Source organism: Amycolatopsis methanolica 239 (assembly GCF_000739085.1).
In the GTDB taxonomy this organism is placed as follows: domain Bacteria; phylum Actinomycetota; class Actinomycetes; order Mycobacteriales; family Pseudonocardiaceae; genus Amycolatopsis_E; species Amycolatopsis_E methanolica.
The window spans coordinates 4,270,291-4,293,724 of sequence record NZ_CP009110.1; the positions used below are offsets into that span (position 1 = coordinate 4,270,291).

General features: G+C 73.0%; 21 protein-coding genes and 2 pseudogenes. 3 read left to right on the top strand and 20 right to left on the bottom strand.

Features of this window, described 5'->3' with window-relative positions; all coding sequences use genetic code 11:
- Positions 1–16 precede the first annotated feature (16 nt).
- From AMETH_RS20685 to AMETH_RS20700, 4 genes and pseudogenes are all read right to left on the bottom strand, one after another.
- Positions 17–526 (bottom strand): flavoprotein, encoded by a 510-nt coding sequence (locus AMETH_RS20685; protein ID WP_017983061.1) that lies wholly within the window; start codon positions 524–526, stop codon positions 17–19.
- The gene (locus AMETH_RS20690; RefSeq protein ID WP_026153209.1) at positions 523–1,938 is read right to left on the bottom strand and encodes an RsmB/NOP family class I SAM-dependent RNA methyltransferase; all 1,416 of its coding nucleotides are present in this window, start codon (positions 1,936–1,938) and stop codon (positions 523–525) included. The genes AMETH_RS20685 and AMETH_RS20690 overlap by 4 nt, the downstream gene beginning before the upstream one ends.
- Positions 1,935–2,861, bottom strand: coding sequence for a methionyl-tRNA formyltransferase (fmt, locus tag AMETH_RS20695; protein ID WP_017983063.1), 927 nt, complete (start codon positions 2,859–2,861; stop codon positions 1,935–1,937). The genes AMETH_RS20690 and fmt overlap by 4 nt, the downstream gene beginning before the upstream one ends.
- Before the next feature lie 245 nt (positions 2,862–3,106).
- Positions 3,107–4,734, bottom strand: a pseudogene (locus AMETH_RS20700) (gamma-glutamyltransferase family protein).
- Positions 4,735–4,794: 60 nt separating this feature from the next.
- On the opposite strand from AMETH_RS20700, the gene AMETH_RS20705 reads away from it, so the two are divergent.
- Positions 4,795–5,322, top strand: coding sequence for a hypothetical protein (locus AMETH_RS20705; protein ID WP_017983065.1), 528 nt, complete (start codon positions 4,795–4,797; stop codon positions 5,320–5,322).
- Here AMETH_RS20705 and AMETH_RS20710 read toward each other — a convergent pair.
- The 13 genes from AMETH_RS20710 to pyrR all read right to left on the bottom strand — a co-directional run bounded on the left by AMETH_RS20710 (position 5,315) and on the right by pyrR (position 19,847).
- Complete coding sequence (locus tag AMETH_RS20710; RefSeq protein WP_017983066.1) at positions 5,315–7,381, bottom strand: primosomal protein N'; 2,067 nt, start codon at positions 7,379–7,381, stop codon at positions 5,315–5,317. The genes AMETH_RS20705 and AMETH_RS20710 overlap by 8 nt on opposite strands.
- A gap of 30 nt (positions 7,382–7,411) precedes the next feature.
- Positions 7,412–8,614, bottom strand: coding sequence for a methionine adenosyltransferase (gene metK / locus AMETH_RS20715; protein WP_026153210.1), 1,203 nt, complete (start codon positions 8,612–8,614; stop codon positions 7,412–7,414).
- Positions 8,615–8,671: 57 nt separating this feature from the next.
- Entirely contained in the window at positions 8,672–9,892 is a 1,221-nt protein-coding gene (gene coaBC / locus AMETH_RS20720) for a bifunctional phosphopantothenoylcysteine decarboxylase/phosphopantothenate--cysteine ligase CoaBC (RefSeq protein ID WP_223842887.1), read from the bottom strand.
- Positions 9,885–10,157 carry a DNA-directed RNA polymerase subunit omega gene (gene rpoZ / locus AMETH_RS20725; RefSeq protein WP_017983069.1) on the bottom strand — a complete coding sequence of 91 codons (273 nt, stop codon included), beginning with the start codon at positions 10,155–10,157 and terminating at the stop codon, positions 9,885–9,887. Before rpoZ ends, coaBC begins: the two co-directional genes overlap by 8 nt.
- Positions 10,158–10,161: 4 nt before the next feature.
- Positions 10,162–10,839: a guanylate kinase gene (gene gmk, locus AMETH_RS20730; RefSeq protein WP_017983070.1), complete on the bottom strand. Its 678-nt coding sequence runs from the start codon at positions 10,837–10,839 to the stop codon at positions 10,162–10,164.
- Entirely contained in the window at positions 10,836–11,153 is a 318-nt protein-coding gene (gene mihF, locus AMETH_RS20735; RefSeq protein WP_017983071.1) for an integration host factor, actinobacterial type, read from the bottom strand. The genes gmk and mihF overlap by 4 nt, the downstream gene beginning before the upstream one ends.
- Positions 11,154–11,271: 118 nt before the next feature.
- Positions 11,272–12,081, bottom strand: a complete 810-nt coding sequence (gene pyrF / locus AMETH_RS20740; RefSeq protein WP_017983072.1) for an orotidine-5'-phosphate decarboxylase — start codon at positions 12,079–12,081, stop codon at positions 11,272–11,274.
- Positions 12,082–12,094: 13 nt separating this feature from the next.
- On the bottom strand, positions 12,095–15,409 hold the full coding sequence (carB, locus tag AMETH_RS20745) for a carbamoyl-phosphate synthase large subunit (protein ID WP_017983073.1): 3,315 nt from the start codon (positions 15,407–15,409) through the stop codon (positions 12,095–12,097).
- A complete protein-coding gene (gene carA, locus AMETH_RS20750) occupies positions 15,409–16,539 on the bottom strand; it encodes a glutamine-hydrolyzing carbamoyl-phosphate synthase small subunit (RefSeq protein ID WP_017983074.1) in 1,131 nt (376 codons plus the stop codon). The genes carB and carA overlap by 1 nt, the downstream gene beginning before the upstream one ends.
- Positions 16,536–17,042 carry a PH-like domain-containing protein gene (locus tag AMETH_RS20755; protein WP_017983075.1) on the bottom strand — a complete coding sequence of 169 codons (507 nt, stop codon included), beginning with the start codon at positions 17,040–17,042 and terminating at the stop codon, positions 16,536–16,538. Before AMETH_RS20755 ends, carA begins: the two co-directional genes overlap by 4 nt.
- Positions 17,042–18,331 (bottom strand): dihydroorotase, encoded by a 1,290-nt coding sequence (locus AMETH_RS20760; protein ID WP_017983076.1) that lies wholly within the window; start codon positions 18,329–18,331, stop codon positions 17,042–17,044. The genes AMETH_RS20755 and AMETH_RS20760 overlap by 1 nt, the downstream gene beginning before the upstream one ends.
- Positions 18,328–19,260, bottom strand: a complete 933-nt coding sequence (locus AMETH_RS20765) for an aspartate carbamoyltransferase catalytic subunit (RefSeq protein WP_017983077.1) — start codon at positions 19,258–19,260, stop codon at positions 18,328–18,330. Before AMETH_RS20765 ends, AMETH_RS20760 begins: the two co-directional genes overlap by 4 nt.
- Complete coding sequence (gene pyrR, locus AMETH_RS20770) at positions 19,257–19,847, bottom strand: bifunctional pyr operon transcriptional regulator/uracil phosphoribosyltransferase PyrR (RefSeq protein WP_026153212.1); 591 nt, start codon at positions 19,845–19,847, stop codon at positions 19,257–19,259. The genes AMETH_RS20765 and pyrR overlap by 4 nt, the downstream gene beginning before the upstream one ends.
- A gap of 235 nt (positions 19,848–20,082) precedes the next feature.
- Here pyrR and bldD point away from each other — a divergent pair.
- A pseudogene (gene bldD / locus AMETH_RS20775) lies at positions 20,083–20,572 on the top strand (transcriptional regulator BldD).
- Between the two features lie 221 nt (positions 20,573–20,793).
- Here the strand turns inward: bldD and nusB are convergent.
- Genes nusB through AMETH_RS20790 form a run of 3 tightly spaced genes read right to left on the bottom strand, consistent with a single transcriptional unit; the run spans position 20,794 to position 22,942 of the window.
- A complete protein-coding gene (nusB, locus tag AMETH_RS20780; RefSeq protein WP_026153213.1) occupies positions 20,794–21,249 on the bottom strand; it encodes a transcription antitermination factor NusB in 456 nt (151 codons plus the stop codon).
- Position 21,250: 1 nt separating this feature from the next.
- Positions 21,251–21,808 (bottom strand): elongation factor P, encoded by a 558-nt coding sequence (efp, locus tag AMETH_RS20785; RefSeq protein ID WP_017983080.1) that lies wholly within the window; start codon positions 21,806–21,808, stop codon positions 21,251–21,253.
- Between the two features lie 36 nt (positions 21,809–21,844).
- On the bottom strand, positions 21,845–22,942 hold the full coding sequence (locus AMETH_RS20790; protein ID WP_017983081.1) for a M24 family metallopeptidase: 1,098 nt from the start codon (positions 22,940–22,942) through the stop codon (positions 21,845–21,847).
- A gap of 39 nt (positions 22,943–22,981) precedes the next feature.
- Here AMETH_RS20790 and AMETH_RS20795 point away from each other — a divergent pair, with 39 nt between their 5' ends.
- On the top strand, positions 22,982–23,434 hold the full coding sequence (locus AMETH_RS20795; protein WP_167345551.1) for a B-4DMT family transporter: 453 nt from the start codon (positions 22,982–22,984) through the stop codon (positions 23,432–23,434).

A 23,434-nucleotide genomic window follows, 5' to 3' on the forward strand; every position in this document is an offset into this window, starting at 1 on the left:
GCGCCCGTGGCCCCACTCATCCTGTGGACGCCGGCAGCAGGTCCAGGATCTCCGACCAGGGCTTGCCGTACTCCAGCCGCCGCACCCGCACGCCGGCCTCGGCGAGGGTGTCCAGGTGCCGCCGCCAGGCCGGGTGCCGGAACCGGGCGTCCTGCACCTGGTAGCCGACGATGATCGTGACGGACGGGTCGCCGAGCACGTCACCCAGGACGGTGAGGGCCTGGTTGTCGGCGATGCCCAGCGCGAGCTTGGCGACCGAGTTGGCCGACGCCGGCGCGAACAGGAACACCGGCGGGTCCGGGTGCGGGCGCGGTTCGCCGGGCAGCCGTGAGGTGGCGCGGACCGGCAGGTCGGTCAGGGCGGCCAGCGGGTCGAGTTCTCCGGCCGCCTCCAGCCAGCGGTGCGCGGTCGGCGTGAGCGTGATCGCGAGCCGGTGGCCGCGGGCGGCGGCAGGCGCGGCCAGCTCGGCGCGGAACCGGGTGTCCAGTCCCCCGCACGAGCTGCCGATCAGGCCGAGGACGGTCACGGCTTGCGCAGCACGGCGCAGAACATCGCGTCCGTGCCGTGCCGGTGCGGCCACAGCTGCACGTACGGCCCGTCGCCGAGCTGGGGCACGCCGGGGAAGAACTCGCGCGCGTCCAGCACCTCGGCCTTGCTGCGGCGGGCGATCTCGCCGACGACGCCCTCGGTCTCGGCCAAGTGCGGCGAGCAGACGACGTAGGCCACCACACCGCCGGACCGGGCGAGGTCCAGCGCCGAGGTGAGCAGCTCGCCCTGCAGCCTGGTCAGGTCCGGCACGTCGGAGGGCTTGCGCCGCCAGCGCGCCTCGGGGCGGCGGCGCAGGGCGCCCAGGCCGCTGCACGGCGCGTCGACCAGGACGCGGTCGAAGCCGGGTTCGAGGCCGGGGTCGCGGCCGTCGGCGACGTGCACGGTGACCGGCAGGCCCTCGGTCGCCTGCTCGACGAGCTTCGCGCGGTGCGGGGCCTGCTCGACGGCGTCCACGTGCGCGCCCTGGGTCGCGGCGAGCGCGCCGAGCATCCCGGCCTTGCCGCCGGGGCCCGCGCACAGGTCGAGCCAGCGCTCGTCGGTGCCCTCCAGCGGCACCCGGGTGAGCGCGACCGCGCACAACTGGCTGCCTTCGTCCTGCACCACCGCGAGGCGCTCCCGGATCGGCTCCGAATCGCCCGGGTCGCCCGCGCCCGCCGGCAGGTGCACGCCGTAGGGCGAGTACGGGGCGACGTCGCCGCCGGTGATGGCGGCCAGCTCGTCGGCGCTGATCTCACCGGGCCGGGCGGCCAGGTGCACAGCGGGACGGGCGTCGTCGGCCTCCAGCGCCGCCTGCAGGTCGTCGCCCTTGTCGCCGAGCGCCTCGGCGAACGCGCGCGCCACCCACCGCGGGTGGGCGGTGCGCATCGCGAGGTGCCCGATCGGGTCCTTGTCGCGGTCCGGGGTCAGCTCCGCCATCCACGCGGCCTCGTCCTTCTCCGAGACGCTGCGCAGGACGGCGTTGACGAACCCGGCGACGTGCGAGCCGGCGTCGGCGCGGGCCAGGTCGACGGTCGAGGTGACCGCGGCGTGTTCCGGGATGCGGGTGCGCAGCAGCTGGTAGGCGCCGAGGCGGAGGCAGTCCAGGACCGGGCCGTCGACCTTGTCGAGCGGGCGGTCCAGGCACGCGGCGAGGATCGCGTCGAGCATGCCCTGGGCGCGGGAAGCGCCGTACGCGAGCTCGGTGGCCAGCGCGGCGTCCCGGCCGGACAGGCGGTTGCGGCGCAGCATGTCGGGCAGCACGAGGTTGGCGTAGGCGTCGCGCTGGCGGACGGCGCGCAGCACGTCCAGCGCGACGCGGCGCGCCGGGTCCTCGGCAGGCGGGCGGCGGGGGCCCTGTTTGCGGGGCGCCGGTCGGCCGCGCTGGGGCCGGGCTGGCCTGCGCTCGTTCATGACAGCCGTTCTCCTTGCTCGATGCGGGTGCCGCGGGCCCAGTCAGTGGCCGCCATGCGTTTCTTGCCCTGCGCCTGGACCTCGCCCAGCCGCACCGGTTTCGTCGCCGTGCCCGCCAGGACGCGCTTGCGCTCGACGCGCAGCTCGCCCGGCGCCAGCGGGGGCTCGTCGACGATCGTCACCGGGCCGAGCTTGAAGCGTTCGCCGCGGAACTCGGTCCACGCGCCCGGATCCGGGGTGACCGAGCGGATGTGGCGGTCGACGGCGGCAGCCGGGTCGGTGAACGTGACGCGCGCGTCCTCGACGGTGACCTTCGGGGCGTAGGTCACGCCGTCGGCGGGCTGGGGCACCGCTTGGACCTCGCCGTCCTCGATGCCGTCCAATGTGGACGCCAGGAGGCGGGCGCCGGAGACCGAAAGGCGGTCCAGGAGCGCGCCGGCGGTGTCGTCGTCGGCGATCTTCTCGGTGACCACACCGAAGACCGGGCCCGCGTCGAGTTCCTTGACGATGCGGAAGGTGGACGCGCCGGTGATCTCGTCGCCGGCGCGGATGGCGGCCTGCACCGGCGCCGCGCCGCGCCACGCGGGCAGCAGCGAGAAATGCAGGTTGATCCAGCCGTGCCGCGGGATGTCCAGCGCGCGCTGCGGCAGGAGCGCCCCGTAGGCGACGACCGGGCAGGCGTCGGGGGCGAGTTCGGTGAGGCGCTGCAGGAAGTCCGGGTCGCCGGCCTTGGGCGGGGTGAGGACCTCGATGCCGTGTTCGTCGGCGAGCGCGCCGACGGGTGAGCGCAGCAGCTTGCGGCCCCGGCCGGCGGGCGCGTCGGGCCGCGTGACGACGGCGACGACCTCGTGCCGCGGCGAGTCGAGGAGCGCGCGCAGCGACGGCACGGCGGGTTCGGGGGTACCGGCGAAGACGAGGCGCATCAACGCACCTCGGCGACGGGTGTGGAGTGGGTGGGCATCGGGCCCAGTCTAGTGACCGGCCCCGGCACCCCGCCCGGCCGGACCAGGGCGCCCGGCCGGGCGGGGCGCGCCGGTTCAGGGCGCGGGGTGCCCAAGTTGCGCGGGTGCAACCGCACCGCCGTGTAGAGCACCACCCGCACCAGTGCGGCGGGGGCCGGTTCAGGGCACCGGGCACATCACCCGCACCGGCGCAGCCACACGCCGGTTCAAGGCACCGGGTGCACCACCTGCGCGGCTCCCCCGCCGCGGCGCACCGGCTCGGCGGCGGCGAGCCACCGGCCGTCCGGGAGGCGCTCCACGCCCGTCGCGGCGCCGATCTCGGCCGGGCTGGACGAGAAGAGCTGGCCCCGCGACCGCAGGTCGGACGCCTCCGGCAGCGCGAGGAACGCCGGGTCGACCTGGGCGGGCCCGGAGTTGCGCTGCGAGCCCGCGGCGCGGCGATCGCCTCCTCCAGCGTCAGCCCGCGGTCCAGCCGCCCGAGCAGCACCTGCAGCACCTGCAGCACCGTGGTGATGATCGACGCGCCACCCGGCGAACCAGTGGCGAGCAGCGGCCTGCCGTGCTCCAGGATGATCGTCGGCGCCATCGACGACCGCGGGCGCTTGCCGGGGCCGGGCAGGTTCGGGTCGGGCACGCCCGGCGTCACGGGGGTGAATGAGAAGTCGGTCAGCTCGTTGTTGAGCAGGAAACCGCGGCCGGGCACCCTCGTACGGGGTCGGCGCCGCGGTCCCGGCGGCACACGGCCGCAGGTGGCGCGGGTCGCCTGCGGCAACGGTGCCCACAGCCGCGCGGGACGGGTCGATCAGGCACGCCCTGCTGTCCGCGAACCGCCGGCTGAGCAGCTCCCGCGCGGGCACGTCCACGAACGCCGGGTCGCCGATCCACCGGTTGCGGTCGGCGAACGCGAGACGGCTCGCCTCCGGGAAGTGGTGCAGGTAGTCGGCCTCGCCGAACCGGGCGACGTCGAAGTTCTCCAGGATGTTGAGCGCCTCGCCCACGGTCAGCCCGCCGGAGGAGGACGGCGCGGGCATGCCGTAGACGTCGAGGCCGCGGTAGCGCGTGCGGGTGGGTTCGCGCTCGACCGTGCGGTAGGCGGCGATGTCGTCGGTGATCAGCTTCCCCGGCCGGACGTTGAGCCCGGCCGGATCGACCGGCGGCTGCTGCACGGTGGCGGCGATCTCCTCGGCGATCGGGCCGCGGTAGAGCGCGCGGGCGCCCTGGCGGGCCAGCGTTTCGTAGGTGGTGGCCAGGTCCGGGTTGGTGAACGTGGTGCCGACGACGGGTGGCGCGCCACCGGGCAGGTACAGCTCGCGGGTGCTCGGGAACGCCGAGAACGGTTGCGCGTTGTTGGCGATCTGCGTGTGGAACGTCTGGTCCACGGTGAAGCCGTCGCGGGGCAGGCGGGCAGCGGGGTGCAACACCTGGTTCAGCGACCGGGGCCCCGCTTGCGCAGCGCGTCCTGCCACGTGGCCGGCGTGCCCGGCACGCCGGCGGACATGCCGCTGGTGACCGCCTCGGCGAACGGGATCGGCTGCCCGTTCTCGACGGAGAGGTTCTCGTCGGCGGAGGGGGGCGCGGTCTCCCGGCCATCGAGGGTGTGGACCTGGCGGGTGCGGGCGTCGTAGTAGACGAAGAACCCGCCGCCGCCGATGCCCGCGGAGAACGGATCGGTGACGCCGAGGGCCGCGGCGGTGGCGTCGGCGTCGATGCTGGCGACGGCGCCGCCGAACCCGATGGCGACCGGCTGTTTCGGTGGAGCCTCTTCGGCGTACGCGACGCCGGGGGCGAGCAGGACCGCACTGAGGAGAACCGCGAAAGCACGCAGAGTCCGCATTTCCCGCGGTCTGCCCGGTTCCGCGCCCACGCTCAACCGGGGCGGGGCAGGATGATCATCATGACCAGGATCAGCGCCGGCGAAGCGATCGGCTCCCTCATCGCGATCGTGTTCGGCCTCGTGTTCGTGCTCGTCAACAGCGGCGGGCTCACCGCGCCGTGGCCGCTGGTGCTCCGGATCGCCGCCGCGGTGGTGGCGGTGGCGCTGTTCGTGGTGCTGGCGCGGCGCGGGAAGCCGGAGGGCGGCGCGGGCACGGCGTTCTTCGACCGGCACCGGTTCCAGCTGATCGTCGCGGCCGAGGTGGTGGCGCTGTTCGCCGGGTTGTTCGTGATCAACGGCGTGCTCGGGCACGGCGAAGTGGGTGTCGCGTGGATCGCCGTGGTGGTCGGGGTGCACTTCGTCGCGATGGGGATGGCGTTCCGGCTCGCCCGGTTCGTGACGCTCGGCGTGGCCATGACCGTGCTCGGGGTGGCCGGGTTCGTGCTCGCCGCCGTGGGCGCGAGCGCAGAGGTGATCGGGCTGGTGTCGGGTGTGCTGTCCGGCTTCGCGTTGTTCGCCGCGGCCGGTCACGCGCTCGCGCCTAGATGAGGGCCAGCGGGTCCAGCTGGATCCGCACCGCCGCGGTTTCCTTGCGGGCGGCCCGCGCCGCCTGCGCCGCGGCCAGGCAGGACGCCAGCGCCCGCCCGTCCCCGCGGGGGACGCGGATCAGCGCCCGCTCCCGCTCGGAGCGGCCCTCCTCGTCCGGCTCGGTCAGCGGCACCGGCCCCAGGACCTCCGCGGACGGCGGCAGCTCGGTCTCGGCCAGCAGCGCGGCCACCGCCTCCGGCGTGCCCTCCGCGCTCGCCATCCGCACCGCGGGCGGGAAGCCCAGTTCGCGGCGTTCGGCCAGTTCCCGCTCGGCGTGCCAGGCCGGGTCCCAGCGGACCAGTGCCTGCACCGGCGCGAGCGGGGCCTCCGCGCCGACGACGACCCGGCCGCCCGCCGACGAGGGCCGCACCAGCGCCGCCGCCGCCATCCACCGCCGCAGCGTCTCCTCCGCCGCGCGCAGGTCCTGCCGTCCCAGCAGCGCCCAGCCGTCCAGCAGCAGCGCCGCGCCGTAGCCGCCCTCGGCCACCGGCTCGGCCCCGGGCGTGGACACCACCAGCGCCGGCCGCCCGGGCACGGAAGCCAGCACTTCCCGCGCGCCCGACGTGCGCACCGGCACGCCGGGGAAGGCCCGGCCCAGCTCCTCCGCGGTGCGCTTCGCGCCGACCACCACTGCCCGCAGCCGCGCCGAGCCGCAGGCCGGGCACCGGAAGTGCGCCTCGGGCGTGCCGCACCACCGGCAGCTCGGCGGGTGCGCCACGTCGGCCCCGGCCCCGCCCGGCAACCCGAGCGGGCCGGCGCAGCGGCGGCAGTGCGCGGGCGTCCGGCACTGCCCGCACGCCAGCGCGGGCACGTAGCCGCGCCGGGGCACCTGCACCAGCACGGGCGCGCCGGCCGACAACGACTGCCGCGCCGCCTCGAACGCCACCGAGGGCAGCCGGGCCACCCGCGCCGCCTCGTCGCGCGCCACGTCGAAGTCCTCGCCGACCGGCGTCACGCGCGGCGCGGCTTTCCGCAGCTCCTCGCGCGAGCCGATCACCGGGTGCGCCCACCGTGTCTCGACCAGCAGCTGGGCTTCCGCGGTCCGGGCGAACCCGCCCGCGACGAACGACGCGCCCTGCGCGTGCGCCCGCAGCGCGAGCACGTCCCGCACCTGCGGATACGGCATGTGCGGGTCGACGTGCAGGTCGTCGCCGTCGTCCCACACCACGAACAGCCCGGGGTCGGCGACCGGCGCGAACATCGCCGCGCGGGTCCCGACCACGATCGGCACCGACCCGCGCGACACGGCGAGCCACCGCCGGTACCGCTCGGCCGGCCCGGTGTCCGCCGACAACGCGACCACCGCGTCTTCACCGGCGATCCGCACGCACGCCTCGTGCACGCGCGTCAGGTCACGGTGGTCCGGCACGACCAGCAGCGCGCCCCGCCCGCTCGCGGCGGCGAGGGCCGCGAGTTCGGCCAGCCGCGCGGGCCAGTCCTCCCCCGGCAGCGCCTGCCACACGGCGTGCGCCTGGCGGGCGGCGCGCAGCGCGTCGGTGAACGACCCGCCGAACTGGTACCGCTGCCACGCCTGCGCCGAGGGCGCCTCGGTCACCTCGGCGCGCTCACGGGCGGGTTCGGACTCGGCCTTGGCGTGGCGGGGCGGGATGGCCAGCCGGAGGACGTCCATGAGCGTGCCGCCGTAGTGGTCGGCGACGCGGCGGGCCAACCCGTAGAGGGTCGGCGACAGCACCGGCTCAGGCGAGGTGACCCGCTCCAGGAACGCCAGCCGCCCCTTGTGCTCGGTGGTGGACGCGCGCTCGACGAGGAACCCGTCGACCAGCTGCCCGGCGAAGCGCACCCGCACGCGGCAGCCGGGCACCGCGTCGGCGTCGAGCTTGTCCGGCACCTGATAGTCGAAGGTGCGGTCCAGGTGCGCGAGCGGCACGTCGACCACGATGCGCGCGACGGGATCCTTCTCCGCCGGCTTCTGCTGCCCCTTCCGGGACGCGGGACGCTTCGCCGCCGCCCGCTTGGGCGCGGCGGCGGGGAGGTCCCAGAGCGCGTCGGAAGAGGTCACGCTTGTTCTCTACCAGACACGCCCAGGAGCTCAGGCCCCGGCGAGGGAGCGGAGCGCGTCGGCGCGGTCGGCGTTCTCCCAGGGCAGCTTGACGTCGGTGCGGCCGAAGTGGCCGTACGCGGCGGTGGCGGCGTAGATGGGGTGCAGCAGGTCCAGGTCGCGGATGATCGCCGCCGGGCGCAGGTCGAACACCTCGGTGATCGCGGCCTGAATCTTGGCCGGGTCGACCGTCTCGGTGCCGAAGGTCTCCACGAACAGGCCGACCGGCGAGGCCTTGCCGATCGCGTAGGCGACCTGCACCTCGACCCGCCCGGCGAGGCCGGCGGACACGACGTTCTTGGCGACCCAGCGCATCGCGTAGGCCGCGGAGCGGTCCACCTTCGACGGGTCCTTGCCGGAGAACGCGCCGCCGCCGTGGCGGGCCATGCCGCCGTAGGTGTCGACGATGATCTTGCGGCCGGTCAGCCCGGCGTCGCCCATCGGGCCGCCGATGACGAACCGGCCGGTGGGGTTGACCAGCAGCTTCACGTCGCTGTGGTCGAGCTCGATCTCGTTCAGCTCGGGCATCACGACCTGCTCGCGCACGTCGACGCCGAGCATGGTGTCCAGGTCGATCCCGTCGGCGTGCTGGGTGGACACCACGACGGTGTCCAGCCGCACCGGCTGGTCGCCCGCGTACTCGATGGTGACCTGGGTCTTGCCGTCCGGGCGCAGGTAGGGCAGCACGCCGTCCTTGCGCACCCGGGCCAGGCGGCGGGACAGCCGGTGGGCCAGCGCGATGGGCAGCGGCATCAGCTCGGGCGTATCGGAGCACGCGTAGCCGAACATCAGGCCCTGGTCGCCCGCGCCCTGCCGGTCGATCTCGTCGATAGCGTTCTCGACGCGCGACTCGTAGGCGGTGTCCACGCCCTGCGCGATGTCCGGGGACTGCGCGCCGATGGCCACGTTCACGCCGCACGAGTTGCCGTCGAAGCCCTTGGCCGAGGAGTCGTAGCCGATGTCGAGGATGCGCTCGCGCACGATGGTCGGGATGTCGGCGTAGGCCTCGGTGGTCACCTCGCCCGCGACGTGCACCTGGCCGGTGGTGATCAGCGTCTCGACGGCGACGCGGGAGCGCGGGTCCTTGGCCAGGAGGGCGTCCAGGATCGAGTCGCTGATGGCGTCACAGATCTTGTCCGGGTGCCCCTCGGTCACCGACTCCGAAGTGAACAACCTGCGGTTAGACGCGGTCACCACGCTCACATCCCATCAACTCTTCTGTCCCTCCGGCGTCCAGACTAGGCGCGCCGGTCAGTGCCTGATGAATTCCCCGACGGCGTCCCACACTGCGGCAGCCAGTTGCGCTTTGGAGCCCAGCGGGATTGGCCGCTCGGTGCCGTCGGCAGCCAGCAGCCAGCCCGCGTTCTCCTCGACCTCGAACGCCCTGCCATCCCCGACAGCGTTCAGAACCAGCAGGTCACAGCCCTTGCGTCGCAGCTTGGCACGGCCGTGGTCGAGTACGCTACCGCGCTCGTCGCCCGTTTCCGCGGCGAAACCGACAATGACCTGTCCCGGCAATCGATTCGTTACCAGTTCCGCGAGAATGTCCGGATTGCGGGAAAGCGTGATGACCGGATCCGGCTGGTCGTCCGTTTTCTTGATTTTGTGGCCGGATAAGTTCGCGGGACGAAAATCAGCGACGGCGGCGGCCATCACGACGACGTCCGCCTCCTTGGCCGCCTCGTGCACGACCTCGCGCATCTGCTCGGCCGTCGACACGCGCCGCAGCACGGCGCCCGCCGGCTCGGGCAGCTCGACGGTGTGGCCCGCCACCAGCGTCACCTCGGCGCCCCGCTGCGCGGCGACGCGGGCCAGCGCGTAGCCCTGCTTACCCGACGAGCGGTTGCCCAGGTAGCGGACCGGGTCCAGCGGCTCGCGGGTGCCGCCCGCGGAAACGACGACGCGCAGGCCCTCCAGGTCGCGCGGCAGCGCCGAGGGCTGGGCCAGCAGCAGCCGGGCCAGGTCGACGATCTCGGCCGGGTCGGCCAGCCGCCCCTTGCCGGTGTCGGCGCCGGTGAGGCGTCCCGCGGCGGGTTCGGTCACCACGGCGCCCCGGGACCGCAGCAGCGCCACGTTGTCCCGGGTGGCCGGGTGCTCCCACATCTCGGTGTGCATCGCCGGGAAGAAGGCGACCGGGCAGCGCGCGGTGAGCAGCGTGCCGGTGAGCAGGTCGTCGGCGCGGCCGTGGGCCGCCCTGGCCATCAGGTCCGCGGTCGCCGGGACGACCAGCACCAGGTCCGCTTCCTTGCCGATGCGGACGTGCTGCACCTGGTCCACCTCGGTGAACACGCCCGTGTGCACCGGGTGGCCGGACAGCGCCTCGAAGGTGGCCGCGCCGACGAACTTCAGCGCGGCCTCCGTGGGCACCACGCGGACGTCGTGACCGGACTCGGTCAGCCCGCGCAGCACCTCACACGCCTTGTAGGCGGCGATCCCGCCGCCCACACCGAGCACGACGCGAGGTTTACTCACCCTCGGTGTGCTCGAGCAGGCCGGCGTGGATCTCGCGCAGCGCGATCGACAGCGGCTTCTCGCGCGGGCCCGGCTCCACGAGCGGGCCGACGTACTCGAGCAGCCCCTCGCCGAGCTGGGCGTAGTAGTCGTTGATCTGCCGAGCGCGCTTCGCGGCGTAGATCACCAGCGCGTACTTCGAGCTGACCTTGGCCAGGAGGTCGTCGATCGGCGGGTTGGTGATGCCTTCGAGTTCCTCGCCGTAAATGCCGAGCGATGCGGTCACGCGCCTATGCTCCTGAGTTCTCTTCGTGAAGTCGGTGGTCTCCCCGCAGCAAGTCTAACAACTGCCGCGCGGCTTCCCCGACGTCGGCGTTCACCAGCCGCACGTCGAATTCACCCGCCGCCGCGAGCTCGCGCTCCGCTTCGGCCAGCCGGGCGTTGACGGCGGCCTCCTCCTCGGTGCCCCGGCCCTTGAGCCTGCCGACCAGCTCGTCCCAGGACGGCGGCATGAGCATGACCAGCCTGGCGTCGGGCATGGCGGCGCGCACCTGGCGCGCCCCCTGCAGCTCGATCTCCAGCACGGCCGGCCTGCCCTCGGCCAGTGCCCGCTCGACCGGTTCCCGGGGCGTGCCGTAGCAGTTGCCGGTGAACTCGGCGTGTTCGAGCAGTTCGCCCGCGGCGACCATCTTGTCGAACATCGCCCGGTCGATGAAGTGGTAGTGGACCCCGTCGACCTCGCCGGGGCGGGGCGGCCGCGTGGTGACCGAGACGCTGAAGTAGATGTCCGGGTCCAGCCGGCGCAGCGCGCCGACCACGCTGGACTTCCCGACCCCGGACGGGCCGGAGACGACCGTGAGCCGGCTCCGGGACCCCTGACGCGCCTGGCCCGGAACCGGCTCACGGTGCGACGCCGGGCCGGCATGCCCGCCGGCCCCGGTGACGCGGTCGCTGCCGGTGTCGCTCACTCGCCGCTGAACTCGGCCAGCAGCGCCTTGCGCTGCCGGTCACCAAGGCCGCGCAGCCGCCGGCTCGGTGCGATCTCCAGGCGCTCCATGGTCTGCTGAGCGCGCACCTTGCCGACGCCGGGGAGGGCTTCGAGCAGGGCGGAGACCTTCATCTTGCCGAGAACCTCGTCCTCGTCGGCCTGCTTCAGCACGTCGGTGAGCGTGGTGCCGCCTCGCTTGAGGCGCTCCTTCAGCTCAGCGCGGGCACGACGAGCGGCAGCGGCCTTCTCCAGCGCCGCCTTGCGCTGTTCCTCGGTCAGCTGGGGAAGTGCCACGTTTTCCTCCGTAGTACTCAAAATTCTGGGTGGGTGACGCGACGGTACCCACCCCGCGCCACCGGCCACAATGCGGGGGGTGGTCGCTCGGTTCCTGGACAGGGACCTGATATTGGCGCTATCCGGTCAGACTCGCCTGCGTGCGGCGCACCGCGTCGCGCAGCGCGACGGGATCCGGACCGTACCTCAGAACGTCCCTGGAGGACGCGGGCAGCACCCCGGGCAGGTCCGCACCGAAGAGGCGGCGAAGATCGTCCACGGTGGCTCCCTGGGCCCCGAAACCGGGCGCCAGGACCGGCCCGTTGAGCCCGGTCAGGTCGAGCTCGCCGGGATTGATCGTGGCCCCCACGACGACGCCGACGTCGCCGAGGGGGGCGGCGCCGGCGTTGCACCGGGCCGCCTCGTCCACAATCGACTGGGCGACGGTCTTCCCGTTGGCCAGCAAGGCGTTCTGCAGGCCGCCCGCCTCCGGGTTGGAGGTGCGGGCGAGCACGAACAGGCCCTCGCCCGCGCCGAGGGCGGGCGCCAGCGAGCCGAACCCGAGGTAGGGCGAGACGGTGATCGCGTCGGCCCGGACCGGGGCCGCCTCGCCGAGGTAGGCCGCCGTGTAGGCGGCCATCGTCGACCCGATGTCGCCCCGCTTGACGTCCAGCAGGACGAGCGCGCCGCGGTCCCGGGCGTGCTCGACCACGCGGGCCAGGACGGCCACGCCGGGCGGCCCGTAGGCCTCGAAGAAGGCCGACTGGGGCTTGACGACGGACACCTCCTCGGCGAGGACGTCAACCGCCGTCAGGGCGAACTTCTCCAGCCCGCCCGGGTCGCGGTCCAGGCCCCAGGCGTCGAGCAGGCCGGGGTGAGGGTCGATCCCCGCGCACAGGTTCCCGCGCGCGGCGACCGCCTCCACCAGCCGGGCACCGAAGCCGGTCACGCCGTAGCTCCCCTCACGACTTCGACCTCAGCGCCGCCTGCAGGTCCTGCAGTGACCGGACCCCGATGTCGCCCCGGATGAGCGCCTCGATGCCGTGCACCGCCGCCGCCGCGCCCTGCACCGTGGTGATGCACGGGATGTCCCGCGACACCGCCGCGGTGCGGATCTCGTAGCCGTCGATCCGCGGGCCACTGTTGCCGTACGGGGTGTTGATCACCATGTCCACGCCGCCGGCGGCGATCACCTCGACCACGTTCGGCTCGTCCGGCGCGCTCCCCTCGGAGTACTTGCGCACCACCGTGCTGGGTACGCCGTTGCGCCGCAGCACCTCGGCGGTGCCGGAGGTCGCGAGGATCTCGAACCCGAGGTCGGCCAGCCGCTTGACCGGGAACACCAGGGCCCTCTTGTCGCGGTTGGCGACCGAGACGAACACCTTGCCCGAGGTGGGCAGCGACCCGTAGGCCCCGGCCTGGGACTTCGCGAACGCCTCGCCGAAGGAGGTGTCCACGCCCATGACCTCGCCGGTGGACTTCATCTCCGGCCCGAGCAGCGAGTCCACGCCCTTGCCCTCCGGCGTGCGGAAGCGGTGGAAGGGCAGGACCGCCTCCTTGACCGCGACCGGCGCGTCGACCGGCAGGTGCCCGCCGTCGCCCTCGGCGGGCAGGATGCCGCGGCCGCGCAGGTCCTTGATCGAGGAGCCGGTCATGATCAGCGACGCTGCCTTGGCCAGCTGCACCCCGGTCGCCTTGGACACGAACGGCACGGTGCGGCTGGCGCGCGGGTTGGCCTCCAGGACGTAGAGCACGTCGTCCTTGAGCGCGTACTGCACGTTGAGCAGGCCGCGCACGCCGACGCCGCGGGCGATCGCCTCGGTGGAGGCGCGTACCGCCTCGACGTCCTGGCGGCCGAGCGTGATCGGCGGCAGCGCGCACGAGGAGTCGCCGGAGTGGATGCCGGCCTCCTCGATGTGCTCCATGACGCCGCCCAGGTACAGCTCCTCGCCGTCGAACAGGGCGTCCACGTCGATCTCGATGGCGTCGTCGAGGAACCGGTCGACCAGCACCGGGTGCTCGGGTGTGACCTCGGTGGCGCGCTGGATGTAACCGGCCAGGGAGGGCTCGTCGTAGACGATCTCCATGCCGCGGCCACCGAGTACGTAGGAGGGCCGCACCAGCACCGGGTAGCCGATCTCGTCGGCGATCCGCTTGGCGCCCTCGAACGACGTCGCGGTGCCGTACTTCGGGGCGGGCAGGCCCGCGCCCATCAGCACGTCGCCGAACGCGCCGCGGTCCTCGGCCAGGTTGATCGCCTCGGGCGAGGTGCCCACGATCGGCACGCCCGCGTCGGCCAGCCGCTGCGCCAGCTTCAGCGGCGTCTGCCCGCCCAGCTGGACGATCACGCCGGCCACGGTGCCCGAGCGCTGCTCGGCGTAGACGACCTCGAGCACGTCCTCGAAGGTCAGCGGCTCGAAGTAGAGACGGTCGGAGGTGTCGTAGTCGGTGGACACCGTCTCCGGGTTGCAGTTGACCATGACGGCCTCGAACCCGGCCTCGCGCAGCGCCAGCGCGGCGTGCACGCACGAGTAGTCGAACTCGATGCCCTGGCCGATGCGGTTCGGCCCGGAGCCCAGGATCAGCACCTTGGGCTTGTCCGGCTGCGGGGTGACCTCGGATTCGGCCGCGGGGTCGGACTCGTAGGCCGAGTAGTGGTACGGCGTCTTGGCGGCGAACTCGGCGGCGCAGGTGTCCACCGTCTTGTACACCGGCCGCACGCCGAGGCGGTGGCGCAGCGCGCGCACGCCGTCCTCACCGGCCAGCTCCGGCCGCAGCGCGGCGATCTGCTGGTCGGACAGGCCGACCCGCTTGGCCTCGCGCAGCAGCGGCGCGTCCAGCACCGGCGCGTCGCGCACCTCGGCGCCGACCTCGCCGATCAGCGCGATCTGGTCGATGAACCACGGGTCGATGCCGCTGGCCTCGTGCACCTGCTGGACGGTCGCGCCAAGGCGCAGGGCCCGCTCGACCGCGTAGAGGCGGCCGTCGTGCGGGGTGCGCAGCGCCTCCAGGGTGTTCTCCAGCGTGGCGCCCTCGGGGTCCGGGGTGGTCCAGAACCCGGCCGCCTTGGTGTCGATGGAGCGCAGCGCCTTGCCCAGCGCCTCCGGGAAGCTGCGGCCCAGGGCCATCGCCTCGCCGACGCTCTTCATCGTGGTGGTCAGCATCGGGTCGGCGCCGGGGAACTTCTCGAACGCGAACCGCGGCACCTTGACCACGACGTAGTCCAGGGTCGGCTCGAACGAGGCCGGGGTCTCGCCGGTGATGTCGTTGCGGATCTCGTCCAGCGAGTAGCCGATGGCCAGCTTGGCGGCGATCTTGGCGATCGGGAAGCCGGTGGCCTTCGAGGCCAGCGCGCTGGAGCGGGACACGCGCGGGTTCATCTCGATGACGACCATGCGGCCGTCGCGCGGGTTGATCGCGAACTGGATGTTGCAGCCGCCGGTGTCGACGCCGACCTCGCGCAACACGGCGATGCCCACATCGCGCATGTGCTGGTACTCGCGGTCGGTGAGCGTCATCGCGGGCGCGACGGTCACCGAGTCGCCGGTGTGCACGCCCATCGCGTCGATGTTCTCGATCGAGCAGATCACCACGACGTTGTCGTGGCGGTCGCGCATCAGCTCGAGCTCGTACTCCTTCCAGCCGAGCACGCTCTCCTCGATGAGCACCTCGGTGACCGGCGACTCGGCGAGGCCGATCGAGGCCAGCCGCTCCAGCTCCTCCTCGGTGTGCGCCATGCCCGACCCAAGTCCGCCCATGGTGAACGAGGGCCGGATGACGACCGGCAGGCCCAGGTCGGCGACGGTCTCGCGGACCTCGTCCATCGAGTGGCACACGCGGCTGCGCGGCACGTCGCCGCCGATGGTGCGCACGATGTCCTTGAACTTCTGCCGGTCCTCGCCGCGCTGGATCGCGTCGATGTCGGCGCCGATCAGCTCGACGCCGTACTTCTCCAGCACGCCGCGCTCGTGCAGGGCGACGGCGGTGTTCAGGGCGGTCTGCCCGCCCAGGGTGGCCAGCAGGGCGTCCGGGCGCTCGGCCGCGATGACCTTCTCCACGAAGTCCGGCGTGACCGGCTCGATGTAGGTCGAGTCGGCGAACTCCGGGTCGGTCATGATCGTGGCCGGGTTGGAGTTGACCAGCGAGACGCGCAGGCCCTCCTCGCGCAGCACCCGGCAGGCCTGCGTGCCCGAGTAGTCGAACTCGGCGGCCTGGCCGATGACGATCGGGCCGGATCCGATGACGAGCACGTGCTCGATGTCTGTACGTTTCGGCATCAGCGGCTCTTCTTCTCCATCAGGGTCACGAACTCGTCGAACAGCGGCGCGGCGTCGTGCGGGCCGGCGGCCGCCTCGGGGTGGTACTGCACCGAGAAGGCGGGCACGTCGGCGCAGCGCACGCCCTCGACCGTGTCGTCGTTGGGGCAGTAGTGGCTCACGCGCGCGGCGCCGAAGGGCGACTCGAACCGCTGACCCGGCTCACCCTCCAGGGCGAAGCCGTGGTTCTGCGCGGTGATCGCCACCCGCCCGGTCTCCACGTCGATCACCGGGATGTTGATGCCCCGGTGGCCGTAGCGCATCTTGTAGGTGCCAAGGCCCAGCGCGCGGCCGAGGATCTGGTTGCCGAAGCAGATGCCGAACAGCGGGATCTCGCGGCGCAGGACCTCCTCGGTCAGCGCGACCGCGTGGTCCTGGGTGGCCGGGTCGCCCGGGCCGTTGGACAGGAACACGCCGTCCGGCTCGACGGCCAGCAGCTCGTCCAGCGAGCTGGTCGAGGGCAGCACGTGCAGCTCAATGCCGCGGCGGCTCATCTGGCGCGGGGTGTTGGACTTGATGCCCAGGTCCAGCGCGGCGACGCGGAAGCGGCGCTCGCCCTCGGCCGCGACCACGTACGGCTGCTTGGTGGTGACCTCGCCGGCCAGATCGGCGCCCTTCATCGGCGCGCTCGCCAGAACCTGAGCGGTCATCGCCTCCTCGGTGTCCAGCGCGTCGCCGGAGAACACGCCGGCCCGCATCGCGCCCTGCTCGCGCAGGTGGCGGGTCAGGGTGCGGGTGTCGACGCCGCTGATGCCGACCACGCCCTGGCGCGCCAGCTCTTCGTCGAGGGTGCGGCGGGACCGCCAGTTCGACGGCACCCGGGCCGGGTCGCGCACGACGTAGCCGGACACCCAGATGCGGGCGGACTCGTCGTCCTCGTCGTTCCAGCCGGTGTTGCCGATCTGCGGCGCGGTCTGCACCACGATCTGGCGGTGGTAGGACGGATCGGTCAGCGTCTCCTGGTAGCCGGTCATCCCGGTGCAGAACACGGCCTCGCCCAGCGTGCGGCCCTGGGCGCCGTAGGCCGATCCGCGGAACACCCGCCCGTCCTCCAGCACCAATGCGGCCGGTGTCCTGATGCCCACGGTCACTGGGCCTCTCCCTTGATCTCTCGTTCGGACAAGCTTTCGATCCACTGTGGATAGACGTCGAGGTCGTCGCCGCGGAAGCCGGTGTCCAGCTCCTTGTCGCCGAGCCGCCAGGTGATGACGATGAGGCTGTTGGTGCCCATCACCTTCCCGGCGATCCCGCTCGCGCGCTTGACCTCCACAATGGACTCGCGCGGGATGAAGAACCCGGGCGCGCCGGCCCGGTCGATCTCCACACCCGCGCGGTAGAGCCGCAGCACCGCGCGCCCGCGCAGGCCGACGCCGCGCGTGACGATCCGGTCCTGCCAGTCGCCGGCCGTGGTGGTGCTCACGTAGAGCCCCTTGTTCGCCGGCAGCAGCTCCTCCCCCGGCTCGGCGGGGGTCTGCGGGAACGGCGGCAGCTGCGCGCTCTGCGAGCGTGCGCGGCGCCGCCAGCTTCGTCGCATGGCCCAGAGCCCGAGCAGGAAGCAGGCGAACACCAGCAGGGTGAGCAGCAACCGTTCCATCAGCAGATCTTCCCTTCGCGGGCCGTCACGCGCCCGCGCAGCAGCGTCGCGGTCACCACGGCGGGCAACCGCATTCCCTCGTACGGGGTGTTGGCGGCGAGGCTGGCCAGCTCCGCTCCCCGCACGGTCCATTGTGCGCCCGGGTCGACCAGCGCGAGGTTGGCCGGTTCCCCGACGGCGAGCGGTCGTCCCTGGTCGGGCAGGCCAGCGATCTCCGCGGGGCGCTCGCTCATGACCTTCGCCACGCCCCGCCAGTCCAGCAGGCCGGTCTCGACCATGGTGGCGGCGACCACGGACAGCGCGGTCTGCAGGCCGAGCATGCCGGGCCGGGCGGCCGACCACTCGCAGTCCTTGTCCTGCGGCGCGTGCGGGGCGTGGTCGGTGGCGACGCAGTCGATGACGCCCTCGGCGAGGGCGGCGCGCAGCTTCTCCACGTCGGCGCCTGCGCGCAGCGGCGGGTTGACCTTGTTCACCGGGTCGTAGGTGGCCAGGCGCTCGTCGGTCAGCAGCAGGTGGTGCGGGGTGACCTCGGCGGACACCCTGGTCCCGCGGTCCTTCGCCCAGCGCAGCACGTCGGCGGTGCCGCTCGTGGACACGTGGCAGACGTGCAGGCGGGCACCGGCGTGCTCGGCGAGCAGGCAGTCCCGCGCGACGATCGACTCCTCGGCCGAGGCCGGCCAGCCCGCGTAGCCCAGGCGCGAGGCCTGCTCGCCCTCGTGGGCCTGCGCGCCGACGGTCAGCCGCGGCTCCTCGGCGTGCTGGGCGATCACCACGTCCAGCGCGGTCGAGTACTCCAGGGCGCGCCGCATGATGAGCGGGTCGTGCACGCAGTGGCCGTCGTCGGAGAAGACCCGCACCCCGGCGGCCGACTTCGCCATCGTGCCCAGCTCGGCCAGCCGCTCCCCCTTCAGGCCGACGGTCACGGCGCCGACCGGGTGCACGTCGACCAGGCCCACCTCGCGGCCGCGGCGCCACACGTGCTCGACGATCACCGAGTTGTCGGCGACCGGGTCAGTGTTGGCCATCGCGAAGACCGCGGTGTAGCCCCCCAGCGCGGCCGCGGCCGAGCCGGTCTCGATGGTCTCGGTGTCCTCGCGGCCAGGTTCACGCAGGTGGGTGTGCAGGTCGACGAAGCCGGGCAGCAGGACCTGACCGCCGGCCTCGATGACCTCGGCGTCCTCGGGCGCGCTCACGCACCCGATCTCGCTGATGGTTCCGCCGGTGACCAGGACGTCCACCGGGTCGCCCTCGCCGTAGAGCCGGGCGCCCTTGATCAGTACCTGGTTCACTTCGCGTCTTCCTCTCCGGCGAGCAGGTGGTAAAGCACGGCCATCCGCACGTGCACCCCGTTGCGGACCTGTTCGGTGATCGCCGCGGACGGCGCGTCGGCGACCGCGGAGGCGATTTCCATCCCGCGCAGCATCGGGCCGGGGTGCAGCACGACCGCGTGCTCGGGCAGCAGCCGCAGCCGCGCCTCGTTCAGGCCGTAGGCGATCGAGTACTCCCGCGCCGACGGGAAGAACCCGCCGTGCATCCGCTCGGCCTGCACGCGCAGCATCATCACCGCGTCCAGCGCGGGCAGCTCGGCGTCCAGGTCGTGCGACACGGTGACCGGCAGCGCCCCGACCCCGGCGGGTAGCAGCGTCGGCGGGGCGACCAGGACGACCTCGGCACCCAGCGCGGACAGCAGGTGGATGTTGGAGCGCGCGACCCGGCTGTGCAGGACGTCGCCGACGATGCCGATCCGCCGGTCCTTGATGCCGCCGAGCCGTTCTCGCAGCGTGGCGGCGTCGAGCAGCGCCTGGGTGGGGTGCTCGTGCATGCCGTCCCCGGCGTTGACGACCGAGGTGCCGGTGCCCTCCAGCCAGCCGGCCAGGCGCTGCGCGGCGCCGGAGGCCGGGTGCCGGACGATGACGCAGTCGGCGCCGGCCGCGGACAGGGTCAGCGCGGTGTCCCGCAGCGACTCGCCCTTGCCGACCGAGCTGCCGCCTGCCGAGACGTTCACCACGTCGGCGCTCATCCACTTGCCCGCGATCTCGAACGAGACCCGGGTGCGGGTGGAGTTCTCGTAGAACATCGTGATGACCGTGCGGCCGCGCAGGGTCGGCAGCTTGCGGACCTCGCGGCCGAGCAGGGTGCGCTTGAGGCCGTCGGCGGTGTCCAGCACCGCGGTCGCCAGGTCGGGGTCCAGGCCTTCGGTGGCCAGCAGGTGCTTCATGCCTTCGCTTCCCCCTCGCGCAGCAGCACCGCGTCGCGCCCATCCACTTCGGACAGCAGGACGGCCACGTCTTCGGCGCGTGCGGTCGGGATGTTCTTGCCCACGTAGTCGGCCCGGATCGGGAACTCGCGGTGGCCGCGGTCGACCAGGACGGCCAGCTGCACGGCCCGGGGGCGGCCGTGGTCGCGCAGGGCGTCCAGCGCCGCGCGCACGGTTCGGCCGGAGAACAGCACGTCGTCGACCAGGATCACCACGCGGTCGTCGATGCCGGTGTCGGGCAGGGTGGTGTCCGCGAGCGGCCGCGTCGGGCGGCGGCGCAGGTCGTCGCGGTAGAGGGTGATGTCCAGGGCGCCCGTGGGGACCGCCACGCCGGAGAACTCGGCGATCCGCTCGGCCAGCCGGGCCGCGAGCGAGGTGCCCCGGGTCGGGATGCCCAGGAGAACGGGAGGTGCGCCCGTGCCGCCGTCGAGGGCGGTCTTCTCGATGACCTGGTGGGCCATCCGGGCGATGGTGCGCGCGACATCACCGGCGGAGAGCAACTCGCGCTCACCGCCTGGTGCTGCCGCGTCACGAGGGCGTGACGCCACAGCGGACTCCTTCCCCGCCTCGCCGGACGGGTCCTTAAAGGACGTCGATCTCCTGCTTGCCGAGGAAATCCACTCGATGTTAACAGGCGGCACCGTTCAGCCGTCCGGGTGGTGCCGGGGCCATCATGTTCTTGACCTGGTGACGACAATGCGTAACCATTACTCTGAGTGTTCAACTCGGCAGTCCCCCGGCGGCCCATGAGACCGACTGGGCGAGGAAACGGAGAACCACCAGATGGGCGATTACGCCAAGGCGCTCGGGGCGAAGCTCCGCGGGATCCGCCAGCAGCAGGGGCTGTCCCTGCACGGGGTCGAGCAGAAGTCCGGCGGACGGTGGAAGGCTGTCGTGGTCGGTTCCTACGAGCGCGGCGACCGGGCGGTGACCGTGCAGAAGCTGGCCGAGCTGGCCGACTTCTACGGCGTGCCGGTGGTCGAGCTGCTGCCCGAGGGCCGGGTGCCGTCCGGGGCCGAACCCGCCACCAAGATCGTCATCAACCTGGAGCGGCTGCAGCAGCTGCCTGCCGAGAAGGTCGGCCCGCTCGCCCGCTACGCCGCGACGATCCAGAGCCAGCGCGGCGACTACAACGGCTAAGGTGCTCTCCATCCGCACCGAGGACCTGCGGTCGCTGGCGATCATCTACGACATGACCCCCGGGGAGCTGACCGAGCAGCTCATCGACTGGGGCGTCCTCCCGCCCGAGGCCCGGCCCGCCAAGGAGGACTAGGCAAACGGCCCGCCCGCCGCCTGCGTGCGGTGCGGGTGGCAGAACCTCGAACTCGCGCTGGCCCGGCCACCCCTGGTGGACGTGCCTCGCGCGACCGGCCTGACCCGCAACCCGCGGCGGTGCGAGCTGACTGCCCTCCCGCCGAGGGAAAATCGCCTGACCAGCGAAAAGCCCGGCGCGATCTCCGCGCGCCGGGCCTTTCTCGTGTCTTCTGCCAGGTGTCAGAGCACCGCGCGGATGCGGTCGGCGATCGTGCCGATCCGGCCCAGCACGCCGTTGACGAACCGCGGCGAGTCGTCCGTGGACAGCTCCCTGGCCAGCCCCACCGCCTCGTCGATCGCCACGGGGTCCGGCACGTCGGCGGCCCACAGCAGCTCGTAGACGCCCACCCGCAGCACGGCCAGGTCGACCGGCGGCATGCGCTCCAGGCTCCAGCCGTGCGCGTGCTCGGCGAGCAGCTCGTCGATGCGCTCGCGGTTCGCGGTGACGCCCTCGACGAGCGAGATCGTGTAGTCGCCGATCGGATCGGCGTCCGTGGAGCCCACCCGGTCCGCCAGCAGCGTCACCGGATCGAGTGAGCGCTGAGCGGCTTCGTACAGGATCTCGACAGCGCGCCTGCGGAGAGCGCGGCGGCCGGGCCGGCCACCGCGCCGGGGCGCCGATGCGGAGTCGGACAACCTAGGCCCTGCCCAGGTAACGGCCGTCGCGGGTGTCGACCTTGACCTTCTCGCCGGTGCTGAGGAACAGCGGCACCTGGATCTCGGCGCCGGTCTCCAGCGTGGCCGGCTTGGTGCCGCCGGTGGAGCGGTCGCCCTGCAGGCCGGGGTCGGTGTGCTGGATGACCAGCTCGACCGAGGTGGGCAGCTCGACGTAGAGCGGCACGCCCTCGTGCATCGCGACCTGGACCTCGGTGTTCTCCAGCAGGTAGTTCGCGCCGTCGCCGACGGTCTCCCGCGGCACGGTGATCTGGTCGTAGGTCTCGCCGTCCATGAAGACGAAGTCCGACCCGTCGTTGTACAGGTAGGTCATGTTGCGCCGGTCGACGGTCGCGGTGTCGACCTTGGTGCCCGCGTTGAAGGTCTTGTCCACCACCTTGCCGGACAGGACGTGCTTGAGGGTGGTGCGCACGAACGCGCCGCCCTTGCCCGGTTTCACGTGCTGGAAGCTCACGACGGACCACAGCTGTCCGTCGAGGTTCAGCACCAGGCCGTTCTTCAGGTCGTTGGTGGTGGCCACGGGTTGTCCAGTTCTCCTGTTTCCGATCGGGCCGCGCTACACGACCACGAGTTCCTTGCTGCTCAGGGTGAGGAGTTCGGGATCGGCGTCCCGCACGACCAGCGTGTCCTCGATGCGCACGCCACCGCGGCCGGCGAGGTAGACGCCTGGCTCCACGGTGACCGTCATGCCGACGGACAGTGTACCGGCGACGTTCATCGCGAGCCTCGGTGCCTCGTGCACCTCCAGGCCGACGCCGTGGCCGAGCCCGTGCGAGAACTCCTCGCCGTGCCCGCCCTGCTCGATGACGCGGCGGGCGGCCCGGTCGACGTCGGCCACCTCCCGCCCGGCAAGCGACGCCTCCAGCCCGGTCTGCTGGGCCCGGCGGACCAGCTCGTAGAGGTCGGCCTGCCAGTCCGCGGGGCGGCCGAGCACGACGGTGCGCGTCATGTCCGAGTGGTACCCGTCCACGGTCGCGCCGAAATCCAGTTTCACGAAGTCACCGGCGTGCAGCGGGCGGCTGGTGGGCCGGTGGTGCGGGATCGCGGAGTTCGGCCCGGCGGCGACGATCGACTCGAACGACGGCCCGGACGAGCCGTGGTCGAGCATGCGGTTCTCCAGGTCGCGGGCGACCTCCAGCTCGGTGCGGCCGGGCCGGATGCCGCCGTGCTCCAGCAGGCTCGCCAGCGCCCGGTCGGCGGCCGCGCACGCCATCCGCAGCGCCTCGATCTCGGTCTCGTCCTTGATCAGCCGCAGCTGCTCGACCAGCCCGGGCGCGCGGGTCAGCTCGATCCCGTCCGCGACGCGGGTGAACTCGGCGTGGGCCTCGACGCTGACGTGCTGGCTTTCGAAGCCGGTGCGCCGGTGGGCGGCCGCGTCCCCGGCGGCGCGCGCGAGCAGGGCCGCGGCGCTCTCCCGCTCGATGACCCGCTCCAGGTCGGGCACCTCGGCCGCGGCCTGGGTGGTGTAGCGGCCGTCGGTGCAGAACAACGTGCGGCTCTCGCCGTCGCCGTGGACCAGCAGCGCGGCGTTGGAGCCGGTGAAGCCGGTCAGGTAGCGGACGTTGAGCAGGTCGGTGACGAGCAACGCGTCGACGCCGGACTCGTTGAGCACCGTGCGCAGGGCGTCGCGCCGCGAGGCGTGGAGGTCGGGCACAGTGGCAGCTTAGTGCGGTGCGACGATGGGTGGATGGGTATGCGGTCCTGGCTGGTACGGGGTCTCGGCATGGCGGTGCTGCACGCGATCGCCGAAGTCGCGCTCGCCAAGGCGACGGTGTACGACCCGACGGGCCTCACGACGGCCCGGATCGCCGTGATCGCGCTGCTGGTGGGCGCCGCGGCGCTGTGGAGCGCGCTGGACGCGTGGCTGCGCCGGGAGGACGCCGGCCGCACGTGGTTCATCGCGTCGCTGGTGGCCGGGCCGGTGTCCGGGGTGCTGTACGTGATCGGCCGCGCGATCTTCGTCGACCGGACCGGCGCGGAGGAGCTGTGGCCCGCGATCTCCGGCGGGGCCGCGTTCACCGCGCTGCTGGTCCTGGTGCCCGCGGGGCTGGGCCTGTTCGTCGGCGGACGGCTCAAGCGGCCCGCGGAGGCCGAGCCGTCCAAGCACCCGCGTCCCAGCCCGCGTCCACGGGCCGCCGGGGACTGA

Bases quoted from the DNA above. Each gene is read 5' to 3' on its own strand.
- AMETH_RS20705 (WP_017983065.1), top strand. From the start codon at position 4,795: ATGACCAGGATCAGCGCCGGCGAAGCGATCGGCTCCCTCATCGCGATC.
- AMETH_RS20690 (WP_026153209.1), bottom strand. From the start codon at position 1,938: ATGAACGAGCGCAGGCCAGCCCGGCCCCAGCGCGGCCGACCGGCGCCC.
- AMETH_RS20755 (WP_017983075.1), bottom strand. From the start codon at position 17,042: ATGGAACGGTTGCTGCTCACCCTGCTGGTGTTCGCCTGCTTCCTGCTC.
- fmt (WP_017983063.1), bottom strand. From the start codon at position 2,861: ATGCGCCTCGTCTTCGCCGGTACCCCCGAACCCGCCGTGCCGTCGCTG.
- AMETH_RS20795 (WP_167345551.1), top strand. From the start codon at position 22,982: ATGCGGTCCTGGCTGGTACGGGGTCTCGGCATGGCGGTGCTGCACGCG.
- carB (WP_017983073.1), bottom strand. From the start codon at position 15,409: ATGCCGAAACGTACAGACATCGAGCACGTGCTCGTCATCGGATCCGGC.
- AMETH_RS20765 (WP_017983077.1), bottom strand. From the start codon at position 19,260: ATGAAGCACCTGCTGGCCACCGAAGGCCTGGACCCCGACCTGGCGACC.